The organism is Pseudoclavibacter sp. Z016, assembly GCF_002931215.1.
Lineage (GTDB): Bacteria > Actinomycetota > Actinomycetes > Actinomycetales > Microbacteriaceae > Pseudoclavibacter.
Genome location: NZ_PSTU01000013.1, coordinates 73,892 through 89,817 on the forward strand (window position 1 = coordinate 73,892; position 15,926 = coordinate 89,817).

A 15,926-nucleotide genomic window follows, 5' to 3' on the forward strand; every position below is an offset into this window, starting at 1 on the left:
CCCGCGTCCGGAGTAGGCTCCGTCCCGGTCCAAACCGTTCGGTCGGGATTCCTGCATCAGGTCCATGAATGTCGGATGTGTGCCCCGATGCACGCGGTCCATCCTCGACCGACGCACGTGTCGAGAGGCCGACCACATCTGCGCAATGATGATCCCGTCTTGCGTGGGCTATCGCGGCAGCCATCGAGCTCCGCGTCCGCCCCGGATCACTACCCAGTGCATGCCAGGCGCAGCTCCAGCCTTTCCCTCGCCTCAGATGGGCCAGCTAGACGGGTGCGGGCTGCTGTACCTGGGCTTCATCGGTCCGGCCTGTCGTCAGCGCTGGTCACGCGCAAGCGAGGAGATCCCAGGACGTCGGTCACGCGTTGCGCTGAGAACTGGGTGTCTCTGAGCGGGTGGTTGACGCGTGAGGTTGCGGCCGCGAAGTCGGCGTCGCTCTTCTGCTCGCAGAAGAGGTCGACGTCCTCGGTCGGGCGCTCGAGGATGCCATGTTCGCGCAGCGCTCCGGCCCCGCTCAAGGCGAACCCGTGCGGTCCGAGCGCGTCGAGGAGCGCTGTCGTGATGCGTCGCTGGCGTGCGACTTGCTCGTTCACGCCCAGTCCCGGTGCAGAAGCCGTGAATGACTACTTGGTGTCTTTGCGTGTGAGGCGGCAAGCGTTCGCCTCGGACGGGGATCTGGTGCGGGCGATCCTTCACTCAGCGACTCCCGTTCGGCGACCGGTGGTCAGAACGGTCGACGGCCGTGGGCTCGTTCAAAGGCCCGGAACCAGCGCGCACGCGCTATCGCGACAATGAGCATGAATACTCCGGCGCCGCCCGCGATGACGACGATGCCGAGGCCCACCACCACGACGCCGGTGGAGTCACCATCTATCGCGGTCACAAAGAAGAGGAGAGCCATCACCAGCAGGAACGACCCCAGCAGCGCCTCACTGAGCGGAGTCCTCAGGGTCATCCGATACGGCCCGGAGGGTCGATTCGTGCTCATCCACGGGAAGGGTTCCGGTGGCAGGTCGTTCGGTTTGTGGGAGCTCATGCGCTCGGCACTGCTGCGAAGGCGGCCAGTCGAACGAGGAGCTCGGCGTCATCCTGGTGCAGAACCGGGTGACGAGTCTGCCACTCATCGAGCACTCGCCACGGCAATGTCAGCACGGACCACACCCGCTCGAGCCGGTGCGCGTTCATCAGTTCGATTACGTCCGTGCGCGTGCCCTCGTTCAAGATCGCCGTGTAGGCGTCCGCGGCCCGGTTGTTGTCACCAATGTCGAAGTCGCGGTTCGGTCCCCAGTAGATCGCGTGCGAGAGCGTCACCACGCCTGATGCTGGCCCGCGGAGCTCGCACAGGTCATCGACGACCGCGAAAGGGCGGAAGTCCCTGACGTGTACCCGTTGATCGACCTTCATGCGCCGATCGTAACCGCCCGACGTGGATCGACGCAGGACACTGCCACAACTCATGAGGCGACCGACCCCGTGGTCTTCTCTCGATCCTCCGCAGGCAGAGAGTCCCGCAGCGCAGCTTCGAGCGTCGGATAGAACTGCACGGCAAGCCAAGGTCTGGCTTCATCGTGCTCGGTCGGGGCGAACTCCACGCGAGGTGCGTCACTCGCTGGGAAGTCCGCACCCGATGCGGGTGGAGCTTCCGACGCGCCGTTGCGTGCTGTCCAGCAGGGAGAAGGGTGGGCCCGGTGGGGCTCGAACCCACGACCCGCGGGTTATGTCATTTCAGATTCCCTGGAGTCGCCTCCAGCTCCAGCCGGTCCAACACTCCCCCTCCTCACGGTAGCGCTAGTCCTGTCTGCGGTCCTCAGTCATGAGAGCTTCAGGCGCTGACGCGACGCAGATGGCCCACTTTGCGTCACGACAGCGTTCGAGACGTGTTCGTGACCGACCGCACGGTAGGACATGCTGGTGAAAGATAAGTTTACGAGCTATCGGCAATACCTCTTTGCGGGCCAGAAAGCCCCTGGAACAATCGCGCAGCGAGTCGGGGACCTCGAACGGTTCGAGCGATCAACGGGCTCAGACGTCGAGGAAGCCACGCCGGCCATCCTGCTGGAGTACATGGCCGACCACTATGCAACCTGGGCACCCCAGTACAGCAAGCGCATCCGGGCTAGCTTCCGGTCTTACTTCCAATGGCGCGCCTTGACCGTGCCGGGCGCAGCCGACGCCAGCCGCGATCTTCCGAGCGTCAAGATTCCGAAGAAGAGACACCGCCGCCCTGCTCCTGACGACTTGGTACTGGATGCGTTCGAGAAGGCCTCCATGCGGGAGCGTGCGATCCTTGCACTGGCTGCAACGATGGGACTCAGACGCAACGAAATTGCCACCCTCAAACTCATGGCTCGGAATGATCGAGAACTCACCGTCGTGGGCAAGGGCCAACGCGAACGCGTCCTGATCTTGGATGACATCACCCTGCACCTCCTGCGCGCGATCGAAGCCGAGACTGCTCCCGGTGTGCGCTTCTACTTCCCTGGGCGGTGGGCCGATTCACATCTCCACCCGCAGACGGTCTACATGTATGTGAAGCGCATGATGCCGCAGGAGTGCCTTCACACGCTGCGGCATCGAGCCGGCACAACGGGGTACACACGCACGAAGGACATCCGAGCAACGCAAGAGTTCTTGGGGCATTCCTCGCTCGCGACCACCGAGGTCTACGTGGAGCTTGATCGACGAAGTACCGCAGCCATCACCGAGGCAACAAGTTTCGCGAACGCACGCGAGGGCGGCTCAAGTGAACCGCTCGACAAGCTGCTATCTCAGGCCACCTTGCTCGCTGGGAAGCTCGCCCAGCATGGCTGGAGCATCGACGTCATCAAGTCCAGCATCCCGGTCCGCGAAGAAAAGGCCGGCTAGGCCTCGACACCTCGAGAGGAAACACATGACAGTCACAGCACCACCGTTCCAGGCAGGGGTTCATTCGATGACCGGCACCGTTCTGGATCCAGCTGGCGTGGACGAGCACGGCCACCTTCACCTGTTCCACTCGCCAGTTGAGGTCGAGAACGCCATTCTCGACGTCGCGGGGCGACTCAATGCCATCACCGAACATCTCGTTCTGCAGCTCGAGCGCCTGCGGTCTGCGCCCACTGAGGGCGACCGATCAGCACTGGCCATGGCCGCAGCCGCGACACTGCGAGAGTCGCTCGAAGCAGTGCGAGCGCCAGTGGAAGCACTGGCACGCGCCGAGGTCTTCGCGTCCCTCAGCGCTGACATGCAGGGCTGGGTGCAGCTGCAGCCCGCCCAGCGTCAGGAGCTCCTAGCAACAGCAGCTCCCCCCGCTCTCACTTCCGGATTGTGGGTCAACGAGCGCGCCGCCCAGACTCCTACCCCACTCGTGCAGGTGTACTGCAGCTCCACCGAGGATGGTCGCGAAGTACGCGATGTCTACTGGCCGACAGGTGTGAACACGACAACGTCGTGGATCCGCGAGGAGGTTCCGGTCGCGCGACGATGGCGCATGCGCGCTGCAACGTAACCGGCAGCAATCACGAAGAGTGCCCCTCATCCGGAGGGGCCCTCTGGTCTTTTCAGTTGATTTCAGACGTGGTCACTGCTGACGAGGCCACACGTAGGCGCAGCTTCGACGCATCCCGCACCCGCGCAGCTCTGCGCACACTTCGCGCCCACGGACTCCTCCATCGGCTCCATAAGGGCCGGACACAAGTAGAACCTACGGCTAACGGGGCGGCCACACGCAGGCTCGGCACCGCACTGCACCTCGAAACCCGCCGAGCCCGGTACGTCGCGGACGCGATGATCGCGGCCATGAAGACGCTACCTGAGCGCCTGCGCGGCTCAGTGACCTGGGATCAAGGGCGAGAAATGGCCCGTCACCAAGAGATCACCCTCGCGACCGGCATGCCGACCTACTTCTGCGACCCACACTCGCCCTGGCAGCGCGGCTCGAACGAGAACACCAACGGTCTGCTGCGGCAATACTTCCCGAAGGGCACGGACTTGAGCTTTCACGGGCCTGGGGTCCTCGAGAACGTAGCCGCAGAACTCAACCGACGACCACGCAAGCGCCACGGCTACCGCACGCCCATCGAAGTGCTCACCGAGATACTCTCGATGGCATCAATCCAGTCCGGTGTTGCGACCACCACCTGAATCCGCCAGGTCCGCAGCGAGTTGGTTATGGAACATGGTTTTGAGAATCTGCCCGCCGCGAGATTCCGCCTCCCACTCCACGGGCCTGGTGCTTCAAGTGGATTGTCGCGAAACCCTAGGGTTATGCGGCGCTGTTCCTGCGTGCGCGGTGCTTCCGGTATGTGTGGCCGGTTCCGGCTCCTAGGAGGCAAACGCCGAGTGGGGCTGCGTGGATGGCGATGACGTTGGTGATGAGTTCCGCGAGGGTCAGGGGTGTTGCGCGAGTTGCAGGAGGAGTCGCCAGGCGAGCGCGGCTACGACGCCGGTGAGGGTGACGGCCGTGATCGTCGTTGCGACGCGGTTGAGTGTCGCAGTTTGGGCGAGTCTCGTGGGTGCCCCGATGTGGGCTTTGCGCATCGAGCGGGCGCGGAGGGTGACGAACACCCAGGCTCCCGCAACCAAGAGGGCTGCCGCACCGAGCAAGCTCGCTCCGATGACGAGATCGGCGGTCCAGCTCACCCCCACCTCACCAGCAGTGATGCCGGTGAAGGGATGCCCGATCATCAGGCGAGGACTGGCGTTCGGGTGAGATACGGCGGTGAACACAAGCGGAGCCTGCTCGGAATACTCGCGGTCTCGATGATGGAACGAACCCACGCCTCGTCGACGCTGATGGCACGACTGGCAATGAACCGGAAGCGGACGTCCGTCATTGGTGTCATCCAGAGGGTTTCCCGTCCCCCGCCGAGGCTGTTAGGGCGAGCGAGGGTGAGGGCCGTGCTGTGACCGGCACGCAGCAGGGAGAGAACCGCGATCTTGAGGTGAGCCAGGGGCCGGTCCTCGATCTCGCGTGCTTGTGCTTGTGCTCCGAAGTAGAAAAATCGCATGAGACACCGCCAGACAGCGGTTATGAGGAAGCGAGGCGACTGATTCGCCCAGTAACTCTATGAATGCCCGAGCAAACGAAGGAGGGGCTGGTGTTCGTTACAGTCATTACCCTCCTCCCCTTTTTGGGACCCGTCAACCCTATTGACTCGCAGTCTCTACCGAGTGGTTGAGACACTGTGAGTGGCTTCGGGGACTGAAGGCGTGGGACATCTGCTTGTCAAAGTCGCGCCGGATCTGTGTCTCGAGTTGCTACTGCAGGAGCGTCGAGCGCACGCTAAAGTGGTCGGCGAGGTAGCGGTGTGTGGCTGTTTCGACGCACTTCCCGTTCTGTGTTGTCGTGACGCGTGTGAGTTCGAGGATGCAGGCCTCGGAGGATACGGCGAACTCGAGACGCTCGTGCGGACGCACGGCGCGAGCCACGATGCTCTGGGTGACGCGCTTAGGTGTGAGCCTGAGGAACTCGAGCGTTCGATACAACCCGATGGACGACACATCGTGTTTTTCCAACAGTGCTGCGGAGATCGGGACCTCGCTGCTGAGATGCGCGATGCATTGCCCCTTGCGGAAGAGTGTCCGGTTGATGATGCTCGCTGGTTCTGTTGCACGCTCGCCTCCCTCGTCGTGAAGAGGGGAGGTGACCACCGCGACTCGACGTGTGATGTCGTCTCCCGCGTTGGGGGGTAGCTCCTCGTAGATGCCAGTGGGGTTGGTGGATTCGCGAGCGTCCAGGACTATTGTTCCGACGCCAGGTGCACGAACGACGAGGCCCTGCGTGACGAGGGAAGAGATCGCGGCGTTGATTCTGCTCGGTGCGATGCGGGTGCGTTCCGCGAGCACGGCGTTGCTGGGGAGCAACGTTTCGGGGGCCAGGCGTCCGTCTCGGATCGCATGGGCCAACACGGCGGCAACACGGGAGTACAGCGGCTCGGCTGAAGACTGAAGGCATGCGGTGTTGAGCTCGTGCGCGATGTTTTCCGGGAAAGCTGTGTTGTTGCGTTCTTTCGAGACACTCATCTCGGCGATCCCACTCTTTGGAAGATGTGCTGGTCTTGGGTATGTGGTCGCATCCGGCCCCATGACTTGTTGCATGGGGTCGGATGCGACGTGGGTGTCCAGCTAGGACTTGTGGATCGTGTAGATCGCGCCGGTCGTGACGTCTTCCTCAAGCGCTTCGAGGCTGCGGCCGCGGGTTTCCGGGGCGCAGAAGAAGATGAAGATGAGCGTCAGTATTCCGATGCCTCCGAAGATGAAGAACGAGCCGGTGATGCCGACCGCATCGACGAGCGAGGGGAAGTACAGGCCGAGGAATGCGTTGGCGATCCAGAGGCAGAACACCGAGATACCGATCGCGAAGCCACGAATGTAGAGCGGGAAAATCTCCGAGAGCATCACCCAAATGGCGATGTTGAGGAAGGTCTGCACGGACCCGACGAACAGCACCACGAGCAGGAGGATCACGTATGGGCGAGCCGGGTTGCCAGCCGGGAGGAGAATCGAGGCGATCCCGATCAGGAAGTGCATGGATGTCGTGAGTGCGAAGCCGATGAGCAGTGTCGTTCGTCGGTTCATGGTCTGCATCAGGCGCAGTGCGATGAGTCCACCGATGACGGCGATGACGCCTGGTGCAACGTTAGCGATGAGCGCGCCCTGCTTGTCGAATCCGGCGTCGATGAGCACGATTTGGCCGTAGTACATGATCGAGTTGATACCGGTGAGCTGCTGGGCGACGCCGAGTCCGATGCCGACGAGCACGATGCGCAGGATCCACTTGTTCTTGAGCGACGCCCACCCGCCGGTCTTGGATTCCTTCTCCTCTTCTGCGAGGAGCCGCACTTCTTCCATCTCCGCTTCGGCACGTTCGACGGAGCGGATGGTCTTGAGGACGGCGAGGGCTTCGTCGGTGCGTCCTTTGGAGATCAGCCAGCGTGGCGACTCCGGAACCCGCAGCATGCCGATGAACAGGGCGATGGCGGGCAGCGCGCAGATGGAGAGCATGACTCGCCAGACGCCGTCGCCTTCACCCCAGAGGTTGCCGATGATGGCGTTCACGACGAAGGCCGCGAGCTGCCCGATGACGATCATCAGCTCGTTGCGTCCGGCGATCTTCCCGCGGATCTCGTAGGGAGCGAGCTCGGCGAGGAAGACAGGGACGACGGTGGATGCGCCACCGACGGCGAGCCCGAGGAGCACTCGGCCCACGACCATGACGGGGTACGACGGGGCGAACACGCAAGCGAGCGTCCCGACGAAGAAGAGCACGGCGAGGAGGATGATCGACTTCCGGCGACCCCATCCGTCCGAGAGGCGCCCTCCGATCATGGCGCCGGCTGCCGCGCCGAAAAGCAGCGACGAGGTGACGACACCCTCAGTTAGCGGGGTGAGCCCCAGCTCTTCCGACATCGGCGCGAGTGCACCGTTGATGACGCCGGTGTCGTATCCGAACAGGAGACCGCCGAAGGTCGCGATGAGGGCGACGACTCCGAGGCGCTTCGAGTGCGGTCCGTTGGTGAGCTTGGGCAGCGGGATCGCGGTTGCGCCCCCGATTGCGGGTTTAGTTGCGGTCATGATGACTCCTTTGTCAGTACATGCGTGCCGTGAGTGACGGACGCTGGGCGCGGTGGCCCGCGGGTAGAGGTGAAGGTCTAAGCGGGAACGCGGCTGGCGAGGAGGGCTTTGACCCATTCGGTGGCCGTGTCGTTCGGGAGTGAGCCGTCGCTCGCGTCGTGGCGTCCGTACACGCCGACGCGCTGAGCACCAAGCGCCGTGAGCTGTTCGTCTATGAGCTCGCTGCCGTGGCTGTAGGTCTCGTAGCTCGAGTCACCGAGCCCGAACACCGCGTAGACGTATCCAGTGAGATCCGGTCGGCGTTCCGCGAGGGACGCGGCGAACGGCCTGGCGCCCGTCGGGAGCTCGCCGTCACCGTGTGTGGAGCAGACGATGATGTAGAAGTCGTCTGGGGTGAGGTCGTCCAGGTCGAAGTCCGTCATGTCCTCGACGGCCGTTTCCCCTTCGATCTCGAGCTCGAGATCTTCTGCGACCATCTCGGCGTTACCGGATTCGGTGCCGAACAGGACGACGGTGCGGCTCATGAGAGCTCCTTTACGAGGGTGTGGAGGGTGGCGGGGTCGGAGACGGGCACGCTGGGCACTGCTCCGCTGATGAGGTCTTCGATGTCGGCGAATCCGGGCTTGCCGATCGTGAGGTCGCCGGTGCCGACGGCGCCCGCGATGATATCGGCCACCATGCGCGCGTCGGCGCGGTTCTCGGGGATGGTGCCGCGCGGCCCTCGGCGGAGCCAGCCGACGCAGTACAGGCCTTGGTCGAGATACCCGGTGTCCAGGTTCGCGGCGGGCGATTCGTGCTCGCTTCTCCTGAGGGGCGCGTTCGCGGCCTCGCTGAATCCGATTGCGGTGCAGATCGAGTCGGCGTCCAGCCGAAGCTCAGCCCCGCTGATGTCTGTCGCTGTGAACCGAATCCCCTCGACCCGTTCTGTGCCGGAGACCTGTGCTGGTGTCCAGCCGAAGTGGAAGTGCACGGTTCGGCGGGCTTCCGCCGGGGAGTTCTCGACGAGCTCGATGATGGCGTCCTGCTTGGCCTGCGCCGCCGGATCGTTGGCACCGCTGTCTTCGCCGATGCCGTCCGCTCGGAACCGGACGTCGCCGACCTTGCTGAGCTCTCGAGCCATCGCGGTGTCGAACTTGGCGGAATGGGGAAGGGAGCGCCCGACGACATCGAGGTGGTCCAGTTGGCTCAGTGCTGCAACGAGAGCAGGGTCGACACCCAGCTGCTCAAGCGTCTCCGGCTGGGTCAGGAAGATGCGCACGAGGTCGATCGACACGTTCCCGTGCCCCACGATGACGGCGCGCGTGCCGAAGGTCACATCTTCGACAGTTTCGTCCGGGTGCCCATTGATGAGCCGCGTGATCCGCCCCGAGCCGTACACCTGCGGGAGCTGAGCGCCGGGCACGCCGAGAGGACGGTCGGCGTAGAGGCCGGTTGCCAGTACGACGATGTCAAAGGCCGCCCGCAGGCGCTCCAGGGTGAGCGGTGAACGTTCGCCGACCTCGACCTCGCCGACGAATCGGACGTTGTCTCGTTCGAAAAGGCGGTCGAACTGGCGGGCGACCGCCTTGGTGCCGTGGTGGTCGGGGGCAACGCCGTAGCGGATGAGTCCGTGCGGCACGGGGAGGCGGTCGAAGATCGTGATCTCCGCGTCTCGCCAGCGCTTCCGGAGGAACTGGGCGATGTAGCAACCGGATGGCCCGCTTCCGACGATCGCGACGGTCGGAGCCGCCGTGTCTGCATTCCGCTCTGCCATTTCGCTGCTCCTTTGCAGGGGTAAGAATTGTGGTCTTTTTCGACCATGCGACGGTGACGCTAGCACGCAAAATCCTTTCGGTGGACACATCACAGGGAATTGTCTTGACAAACTTCGAAAATAGGTCATACATCCATGACCAATGGTCCGCAAGTTGTCATCAAAGCAGAATGAATAGACACTCGCAGCAAGGAAAAGTCCTGATTGCAAGACTATTTGCTCGCCACTTCTTGGATTGCCGTTTCGTGTACTTGTGACATACGATCCAATCAGCTGGCGAGTCCGCATACCGATTTCCTCAGCTCTCCCGGAAGGAAACAATGATGTCTCTCGGCACTTCGGCCACAAATTCAGATTCAACACCCGGGGCAGGTTGCCCTTTTCCTCATGAACAACTCAAAGCGCAGTTGGGCGAGGAAGCATATTCGGCGATGCTTGCCGCCCACCGCGATGCGGCGACCACCGCGCCGCCAGCCGGGGCAGCGGCAGGCACACAGCAGACCGCAGCCGCAGAACCGACTGCGACCTCGGCGCCGGCTGACCTGACCGTCTCCTACGATCCCCTTTCCTACGCGGTGTACGACTACCCGTACGACACCTACAAGCGCTTGCGGGATGCTGCGCCCGTGTTCTACAGCCAGGAACGCGAGCTCTACGTCGTGTCCAGGTACGCCGACGTCCGCGCCGGCCTCGCCAACCACGAGCAGCTGGTCAACGGGCTCGGAAACGACGTCGACGGCACGCACGACTCCTACGGCGAAGGCATCCTCGTCGCGCAGGACGCCCCGCGCCACACCAACCTCCGCCAGGCAGTCCGACGCACCTTCGCCGCCAAGGAGATCCTGGCTCGCGAGGACGGCACACGAGCGTTCGCGCAACAGCTCCTCGCTGATATGTACGCGAAGGACTCCGGCGACTTCGCGAGCGACTTCGCCCTTCCGATGTCGATCGGCATGGGCATCTCCCTCATCGGCTCCCCTGCGGAGGACAACGGCGTCATCGTCGAGCACCTGTGGCGTGCGATGGCGCGCACCGTCGGAAAGTTCGGCATCCCAGAGGACGCGGCTGCCGCAAACCAGGAGACGGAAGAGCTCCTGGCGATGCGCTTCGCCGCGCGCCGGGCCGAGATCGAGGCCGGGGCCGACACCTCCACCTCGGATGCGTACACGCAGATCCTGCTCGCGTCCCAGAAGGGCAAGGTGTTCGAGAGCGAGCAGGACGGGCTTGCGCACCTCGTGCTCTCGGCGGCCAGCGACGCACCTGCCGCGCTTTTGACCAACATCGTCTACGTCCTCGACAAGTTCCCGAAGCTCTGGGGGTTCCTGCGCGACAACCCGGACCGCATCAAAGACTTCGTGGAGGAGACCCTGCGGTACGAGACTCCAGGACAGAACCTCACCCGCCAGACGACTGCCGAGGTCGAGATCGGCGGGGTCACCATCCCCGCCGACCGCAGAGTCATGTTCCTGCAAGGATCAGCCAACCGAGATGAGCGCGTCTACGCAGACCCGGACACCTTCGACATCGACCGAGAGTTCACGCCGAAGAACCGCAGCATGTCGTTCGGCGAGGGCATCCACGCCTGCATGGGTGCACCGTTCGCGCGACTCGCGGCGAAGATCACCGTCGAAGAGCTCCTCAAGGGCCCTGAGCTGCGCATCGTCGGCAGCCCAGAGCGCTGGGTCAAGCAGATGGTGCGCGGCTTCTCAAAGCTCCCCGTCGAGTTCGCCGACCCCGGGGCTCCAGTACCCCACCAGCACTTCACGCTCGCGAAGCTACACGGCAGCAAGTGATCCCGTGCGCGACCGCGCACCACTCGAACGATAAGGATGCAACGACATGCAGTACCGACCATTCGGCCGCACCGGCTGGAACATCAGCGAGATCTCCTACGGGGCCTGGCAGCTCGGAGGCCAGTGGGGCACCGTCGACGACGAGGACTCGATCGGCACGCTCCTGGAGGCGTACAGCCAAGGCATCAACTTCGTCGACACGGCCGAACTCTACGGAGCCGGACACAGCGAGAAGGTCGTGGGTGAATCGCTGCGCCGTTGGGACGGCGACAAGATCTACGTCGCAACGAAGATCCAGCCGACCGTGTGGCCAAGCGCCGACGAGGACGAGCCGCTCATGAGCGGCCGCTACCCGGAATGGCACCTGCGGCACGGCGTCGAGCTCGCGCTCGAGCGCCTCGGAGTGGAGCGCCTCGACCTCCTGCAGCTCCACGGCTGGTTCAAGGACGGCGTGAACAACCTCGACTGGCTCGAGACGCTCAACGCACTCCGACTCGAGGGGAAGATCGACAAGATCGGCGTCTCCATCCGCGACTACCGACCGGATGAGGGCGTCGACCTCGCAGCCCTCGGCCTCGTCGACTCGATCCAGGTGATCTTCAACATGTTCGAGCAGCGCCCCACCGAAGCGCTATTCCCGGCGAGCGCACAGACCAGCACAGCGATCATCGACCGCGTCGCCTTCGATTCCGGTGCGCTCAGCGGGATGTGGACCCCCGAGACGTACGACGCCTGGGAAGAGGGATCGCAGCAGAAGGAGATGTTCCGGGGCGAGCGCTTCACGGAAACGCTCCAGCGCGTCGAGGCGCTCAAGCGCATCTGCGCGCCCTACTACCCGACCCTGGCGGAAGCAGCCGTGCGGTACGTCCTCTCCTCTCCGGAGGTCTCGACCGTCATCGCCGGCATGAGCAGCCGGAGGAACGTCGCGCGCAACGTCTCCTACTCGGATGGGCAGCCGTTCCCCGAGGAGCTCCGCGCGGAGCTCGCCGCGCACAACTGGCCAAGGAACTACTACAAATGACCGCCCAGAACGCGCGCGTCGTCAACGCAGAGCTGCTCACGCCGTCCGAGCTCGACGCAGCCATCGACGCGTCACCCATCGCCTATCTCCCGCTGGGCAGCCTCGAGTTCCACGGACCGCATCTGCCGATCGGGCTTGACGCGCTCAACGCACACGGCGTATGCCTCGGTGCGGCCGGGAGAACGGGGGGCGTTGTGCTTCCCCCGCTCTACCAAGGGCTCGGAGGCGGCCACTCAGACTATCCGTGGACGATGATGATGCGGACCCCGGACGGCATCCGCTCCCACCTCGAGCAGACGCTCGGGCGACTGCAGCACTTCGGCGTGCACCTCGCCGTGATCTTCACCGGTCACTTCGCCGACGAACAGCTCGCCATGATCGACGGCATCGCCGCGGACTGGAACGCCGCGCCCAACGGCCTCCGTGTCCTGGCCACGAGCGTGAACCGCAGCACGGCACCCATCACCCCCGACCACGCCGGGGTCTTCGAGGCGACGCTCCTCTCCGGACTCGAACCGGGTCTCGTGCACCTCGATCGCCTGCCAGACCCCCTCGACTTCCCGGATCCGGGCGGCGACTCTATGGGAGTCGAGCGACACGACCCGAACCATCCGCTCTGGGGGATCTTCGGGCCTGACCCGAGAGCGGCCGACCTCACGCGCGGCCACGAGCTCCTCGAGTCCCTTGTCGGGTGGCTCAGCTCAGAAGTCGCGCTCGAACGTCCGTGACCCTCGCGCACGTTCGATCACTCGCCGAATTCGGTCCAGCGGCGAACGATCGCGCGTCGGCAGTCCGCCTCGCCGTCGGGGTCGCCGTTCCCACGGGCCTCTTGCTCCTGATGGGATGGCCGGAGCTCACGATATATGCGGTCTTCGGTGCGTTCACCGGAATGTACGGGCGCAACGAGCCACGCCGCGTCCAACATCAGCTGCTGGCGGCGCTCCTGCTCGTGGGCGGCGTCACTGTCGGCGTCACGGCCGCTCACCTCGGCGTGAGCCCGTGGGGGCTCGTGGCGGTGCAGGGCGCGTTCGCATTCGCGGGGTCGCTCTATGCCGACAGATGCGGGCTCACCCCGGCCGGTCCCTTCTTTGGGATGTTCGCACTGGGAGCGTCTGCGTCAGTCGCGAGCACCGTGGCCCCGTGGCTCGCTCTCGCGGTTGCTCTCGGAGCCGCGCTCATCGGCATCGGGATCGGCGCGTTCGGTCGGGTCGCGGAGGGACACGCCGCTCTCACCGCTGACCTCTCCATGCGCCGGGCAGTCGCCTACCTCGCGGCGGTCACGATCGCAGGCGCCCTGAGCACGGCACTCGGGCTCGAGCACCCGATCTGGGCGATGGCAGCTGCCGCCGTGCCACTCGCCGTTTCCGGCACGGGCAACCGGGTCAGGAGAGGAACCCACCGCATCATCGGCACCCTCGGTGGGCTGGTTCTGACCGGTGCGATCCTGCTGCCCTTCGGATCGCCAGCGCCAGCTGTCCTCGTCCTCCTGATCATCGTCCTCCAGTTCCCGACAGAGCTCTTCATGATCCGCAACTACGGCGTCGCCCTGTTCTTCTTCACGCCGCTCATCCTCCTCATGACGCAGCTCGCGAGCCCCGTCAGCTCTCTGGAGCTCATCGCAGATCGAGCGCTGCAGACAGCCCTCGGGGCCACTGTCGGAATCTGCGTCGCCGCGTTCCCGCTTTGGGCGCCGAGGCGCCCAGCATGACCCAGCAAGATAGAGATGTGTCAGTGTCCTTCATCGAGCCAGAGTCCGCCCTCACCGCATGGGGGCAGGTGCACCGAGATCTGCGCAGACGGATCGACACCGGCGAGTTCACTGCCGGCCACAAGATCCCCACGGAAGTCGACCTCATCGAGGCCTACGGGGTGAGCCGGATCACGATCCGGCGAGCCACTAAAGCGCTGGCCGACGACGGGTACGTGGTTAGCAAGCGGGGTTCCGGAACTTACGTAACCGATCGTCGAGACGTGCGCTGCGATCTCGACCTCTCCCATCCATGGCGAGAGCAGATCGTGTCCACAGGCCATGAAGCGGCTACACGGCTCGTGGAGACGCACCCGATCGATGCCCTTCCCGATGACATCGCTCGCCGTTTTCCCCGCACTGTGTCACAACGCGCGATCACCTTTGGTCGACACATCCAAACCGTCGATTCGACTCCAATCGGCATCACAGAATCCTGGTACTCCGAGTTCTCCGGCCGCGAGCTGCACCCACCGCATCCGGCCGAGCCCATCGTGCATGCCCGCGGTTTCGTGGAGATCGGATCGACCAACAAACATCAAGCCGAACTCCTGCGGTCGTTCATCGATATCCCACTGATCGTCGTCATCACCCGAAGCAGCCTGGCGGCCACGGGCGAACCCGTTGAATTCTCAAGAACGTCCTGGCTGGGCAGTCGGGTACGCCTCATCTACAACCGGGAGCTCACTGTAGATCAGATAGATATGACCGAATTTCTGGAGCTGGACTGAGTTCTGTTATACCGATCTGGTGATGTCGCGGGACGTTGCATAAGCCCAACACGCGCACGCCGATATCCAGGCGCTCGACCGGGTCACATTGCGGCGAGTGCCTGAGGCTGAGTATGACTCGACGACGACGGATGGGTTCTGCAGCTCAGTCGCGGTATCACGGACCACGAAGGTTGGTGCGTTGAATACGCGCAGTAGAGCCTGATCGCCGACGCGACAACCCTCGACTAGCCACGCAGAACGGTGCCAGCATCCTCGGCGTCGACGTCCGAGTCGGCACCCCTCGAGATCGTAATGGGAGCCGAACTCATCACCGTGCGTGCCGACGACATCGACACGCGCCATCCGCGAGTCCCGCGTCGCTGCTCACACACTCAGCCCATCCCGACAACGTGAGCGATGTGCTGATCGATGGCGCGGTGCACGCGCGCGACGGCGAGCTCGTGAACATCGATGTCGACTATCTGCGCAGACGCGCCAGACGGCAGTCGACTCGATTGCCACGAAGTCCGGAATCGCCTGAGCTTCTTCCGAACCAGTGGCCCACACAAACAGTCGAGAACGCGCAGACAGTTCCGTATCAATAAGCATTAGGTTTTCGAGACACTGGGGCAACCTGTCCGTGATGTACCCACTCCCCCCCCCACACAAATCCGGGACCCAGCCTGTCTCGAAAACTCGTCTCAGCAGGATTCGTCTCGATCCAAGTGAGTCGCTGACTTTCGGAGACAGACCGTCTGGTGAGACTCCCTCGCCGCGTCTGCGCCTGTTCCTCAACTCAAGTTTCGCCGCATGAGCTCGCCGCACATCCAATTTGACATGCTGACGCGCACCCAAGGCGCCGCCGTGACCCCAAAAAGGCGCGCTGCGGTCGAACACTCTGGCAAGGAACGACAGGGTGTCCGCGCACGTTAAGCACCAGCAGGTGTTCTAGCGAGATCAATCTGCGCGAGTGGCCCCAACGATGTTCGGGGCGAGGCCGAGAGCGGGCAGGCTGTCCCCGCGGGAGACGAACTGGTAGCTCACTCCCACCTCGAGCGAGGCATGCAAATAGTGGGCGCGCTTACCTCGCAGCTGCAGGCCTCCGACGGTGAATTCCCCGCAGTTCGCGGTTTGAACCCGCAGCTGTTCACCTCCCTCGACCCAGGGCGCCGAACTCTTCGCCGTCACAACGCAGGTCCTGGTGCTGTCGCGGATTGGGAGCTGTTGCCTGACGCAGAAGCCGATAGCCAGGACCAAGGTCACGATCAATACACCAACCGCCGACGTTGTAGCCAGCCTTCTGGAGCGGTTCATAATCCAGCGAACCTACGAGATGAAACGCCTG

16 protein-coding genes are annotated in these 15,926 nt (G+C 63.9%); 8 read left to right on the plus strand and 8 right to left on the minus strand.

The window, feature by feature from the left end; all coding sequences use genetic code 11:
• Nucleotides 1-296 precede the first annotated feature (296 nt).
• The 3 genes from C5B99_RS12145 to C5B99_RS12155 form a co-directional block, all read right to left on the minus strand.
• Nucleotides 297-593, minus strand: a complete 297-nt coding sequence (locus tag C5B99_RS12145; protein ID WP_104242443.1) for a hypothetical protein — start codon at nucleotides 591-593, stop codon at nucleotides 297-299.
• 131 nt (nucleotides 594-724) lie between these two features.
• The gene (locus tag C5B99_RS12150) at nucleotides 725-988 is read right to left on the minus strand and encodes a hypothetical protein (protein ID WP_146080572.1); all 264 of its coding nucleotides are present in this window, start codon (nucleotides 986-988) and stop codon (nucleotides 725-727) included.
• Between the two features lie 44 nt (nucleotides 989-1,032).
• Nucleotides 1,033-1,404 (minus strand): hypothetical protein, encoded by a 372-nt coding sequence (locus C5B99_RS12155; RefSeq protein WP_104242447.1) that lies wholly within the window; start codon nucleotides 1,402-1,404, stop codon nucleotides 1,033-1,035.
• Nucleotides 1,405-1,905: 501 nt separating this feature from the next.
• Here C5B99_RS12155 and C5B99_RS12160 point away from each other — a divergent pair.
• From C5B99_RS12160 to C5B99_RS12170, 3 genes are all read left to right on the plus strand, one after another.
• Nucleotides 1,906-2,865, plus strand: a complete 960-nt coding sequence (locus C5B99_RS12160) for a tyrosine-type recombinase/integrase (RefSeq protein WP_104242449.1) — start codon at nucleotides 1,906-1,908, stop codon at nucleotides 2,863-2,865.
• A gap of 67 nt (nucleotides 2,866-2,932) precedes the next feature.
• Entirely contained in the window at nucleotides 2,933-3,487 is a 555-nt protein-coding gene (locus tag C5B99_RS12165; RefSeq protein ID WP_146081996.1) for a hypothetical protein, read from the plus strand.
• Nucleotides 3,463-4,122 carry an IS30 family transposase gene (locus C5B99_RS12170; RefSeq protein WP_258063243.1) on the plus strand — a complete coding sequence of 220 codons (660 nt, stop codon included), beginning with the start codon at nucleotides 3,463-3,465 and terminating at the stop codon, nucleotides 4,120-4,122. Before C5B99_RS12165 ends, C5B99_RS12170 begins: the two co-directional genes overlap by 25 nt.
• A 246-nt stretch (nucleotides 4,123-4,368) precedes the next feature.
• Here C5B99_RS12170 and C5B99_RS12175 read toward each other — a convergent pair whose 3' ends face one another.
• From C5B99_RS12175 to C5B99_RS12200, 5 genes are all read right to left on the minus strand, one after another.
• On the minus strand, nucleotides 4,369-4,665 hold the full coding sequence (locus C5B99_RS12175) for a hypothetical protein (RefSeq protein ID WP_104242453.1): 297 nt from the start codon (nucleotides 4,663-4,665) through the stop codon (nucleotides 4,369-4,371).
• Nucleotides 4,666-5,238: 573 nt separating this feature from the next.
• Nucleotides 5,239-6,003: a GntR family transcriptional regulator gene (locus C5B99_RS12185; RefSeq protein ID WP_181065004.1), complete on the minus strand. Its 765-nt coding sequence runs from the start codon at nucleotides 6,001-6,003 to the stop codon at nucleotides 5,239-5,241.
• A gap of 102 nt (nucleotides 6,004-6,105) precedes the next feature.
• A complete protein-coding gene (locus C5B99_RS12190; protein ID WP_104242459.1) occupies nucleotides 6,106-7,554 on the minus strand; it encodes a sugar porter family MFS transporter in 1,449 nt (482 codons plus the stop codon).
• A 77-nt stretch (nucleotides 7,555-7,631) separates the two neighbouring features.
• The gene (locus C5B99_RS12195) at nucleotides 7,632-8,078 is read right to left on the minus strand and encodes a flavodoxin domain-containing protein (RefSeq protein ID WP_104242461.1); all 447 of its coding nucleotides are present in this window, start codon (nucleotides 8,076-8,078) and stop codon (nucleotides 7,632-7,634) included.
• A complete protein-coding gene (locus C5B99_RS12200; RefSeq protein WP_181065005.1) occupies nucleotides 8,075-9,307 on the minus strand; it encodes an FAD-dependent oxidoreductase in 1,233 nt (410 codons plus the stop codon). Before C5B99_RS12200 ends, C5B99_RS12195 begins: the two co-directional genes overlap by 4 nt.
• 431 nt (nucleotides 9,308-9,738) lie before the next feature.
• Here C5B99_RS12200 and C5B99_RS12205 point away from each other — a divergent pair, with 431 nt between their 5' ends.
• The 5 genes from C5B99_RS12205 to C5B99_RS12225 are packed head-to-tail and all read left to right on the plus strand — an operon-like array spanning nucleotide 9,739 to nucleotide 14,599.
• Entirely contained in the window at nucleotides 9,739-11,100 is a 1,362-nt protein-coding gene (locus C5B99_RS12205; RefSeq protein WP_181065006.1) for a cytochrome P450, read from the plus strand.
• Between the two features lie 46 nt (nucleotides 11,101-11,146).
• Nucleotides 11,147-12,121 (plus strand): aldo/keto reductase, encoded by a 975-nt coding sequence (locus C5B99_RS12210; protein ID WP_104242467.1) that lies wholly within the window; start codon nucleotides 11,147-11,149, stop codon nucleotides 12,119-12,121.
• Nucleotides 12,118-12,849 carry a creatininase family protein gene (locus C5B99_RS12215; protein WP_104242469.1) on the plus strand — a complete coding sequence of 244 codons (732 nt, stop codon included), beginning with the start codon at nucleotides 12,118-12,120 and terminating at the stop codon, nucleotides 12,847-12,849. Before C5B99_RS12210 ends, C5B99_RS12215 begins: the two co-directional genes overlap by 4 nt.
• Nucleotides 12,846-13,829 carry an FUSC family protein gene (locus C5B99_RS12220; RefSeq protein WP_104242471.1) on the plus strand — a complete coding sequence of 328 codons (984 nt, stop codon included), beginning with the start codon at nucleotides 12,846-12,848 and terminating at the stop codon, nucleotides 13,827-13,829. The genes C5B99_RS12215 and C5B99_RS12220 overlap by 4 nt, the downstream gene beginning before the upstream one ends.
• A complete protein-coding gene (locus C5B99_RS12225) occupies nucleotides 13,826-14,599 on the plus strand; it encodes a GntR family transcriptional regulator (RefSeq protein WP_146081997.1) in 774 nt (257 codons plus the stop codon). The genes C5B99_RS12220 and C5B99_RS12225 overlap by 4 nt, the downstream gene beginning before the upstream one ends.
• The last annotated feature ends 1,327 nt before the right edge of the window (nucleotides 14,600-15,926 follow it).

What these genes read in the sequence shown, in the direction of transcription:
- C5B99_RS12150 (WP_146080572.1), bottom strand. Translation starts at nt 988, where the DNA reads ATGAGCACGAATCGACCCTCCGGGCCGTATCGGATGACCCTGAGGACT.
- C5B99_RS12155 (WP_104242447.1), bottom strand. Translation starts at nt 1,404, where the DNA reads ATGAAGGTCGATCAACGGGTACACGTCAGGGACTTCCGCCCTTTCGCG.
- C5B99_RS12160 (WP_104242449.1), top strand. Translation starts at nt 1,906, where the DNA reads ATGCTGGTGAAAGATAAGTTTACGAGCTATCGGCAATACCTCTTTGCG.
- C5B99_RS12165 (WP_146081996.1), top strand. Translation starts at nt 2,933, where the DNA reads ATGACCGGCACCGTTCTGGATCCAGCTGGCGTGGACGAGCACGGCCAC.
- C5B99_RS12170 (WP_258063243.1), top strand. Translation starts at nt 3,463, where the DNA reads ATGGCGCATGCGCGCTGCAACGTAACCGGCAGCAATCACGAAGAGTGC.
- C5B99_RS12175 (WP_104242453.1), bottom strand. Translation starts at nt 4,665, where the DNA reads ATGATCGGGCATCCCTTCACCGGCATCACTGCTGGTGAGGTGGGGGTG.
- C5B99_RS12185 (WP_181065004.1), bottom strand. Translation starts at nt 6,003, where the DNA reads ATGAGTGTCTCGAAAGAACGCAACAACACAGCTTTCCCGGAAAACATC.
- C5B99_RS12190 (WP_104242459.1), bottom strand. Translation starts at nt 7,554, where the DNA reads ATGACCGCAACTAAACCCGCAATCGGGGGCGCAACCGCGATCCCGCTG.
- C5B99_RS12195 (WP_104242461.1), bottom strand. Translation starts at nt 8,078, where the DNA reads ATGAGCCGCACCGTCGTCCTGTTCGGCACCGAATCCGGTAACGCCGAG.
- C5B99_RS12200 (WP_181065005.1), bottom strand. Translation starts at nt 9,307, where the DNA reads ATGGCAGAGCGGAATGCAGACACGGCGGCTCCGACCGTCGCGATCGTC.
- C5B99_RS12205 (WP_181065006.1), top strand. Translation starts at nt 9,739, where the DNA reads ATGCTTGCCGCCCACCGCGATGCGGCGACCACCGCGCCGCCAGCCGGG.
- C5B99_RS12210 (WP_104242467.1), top strand. Translation starts at nt 11,147, where the DNA reads ATGCAGTACCGACCATTCGGCCGCACCGGCTGGAACATCAGCGAGATC.
- C5B99_RS12215 (WP_104242469.1), top strand. Translation starts at nt 12,118, where the DNA reads ATGACCGCCCAGAACGCGCGCGTCGTCAACGCAGAGCTGCTCACGCCG.
- C5B99_RS12225 (WP_146081997.1), top strand. Translation starts at nt 13,826, where the DNA reads ATGACCCAGCAAGATAGAGATGTGTCAGTGTCCTTCATCGAGCCAGAG.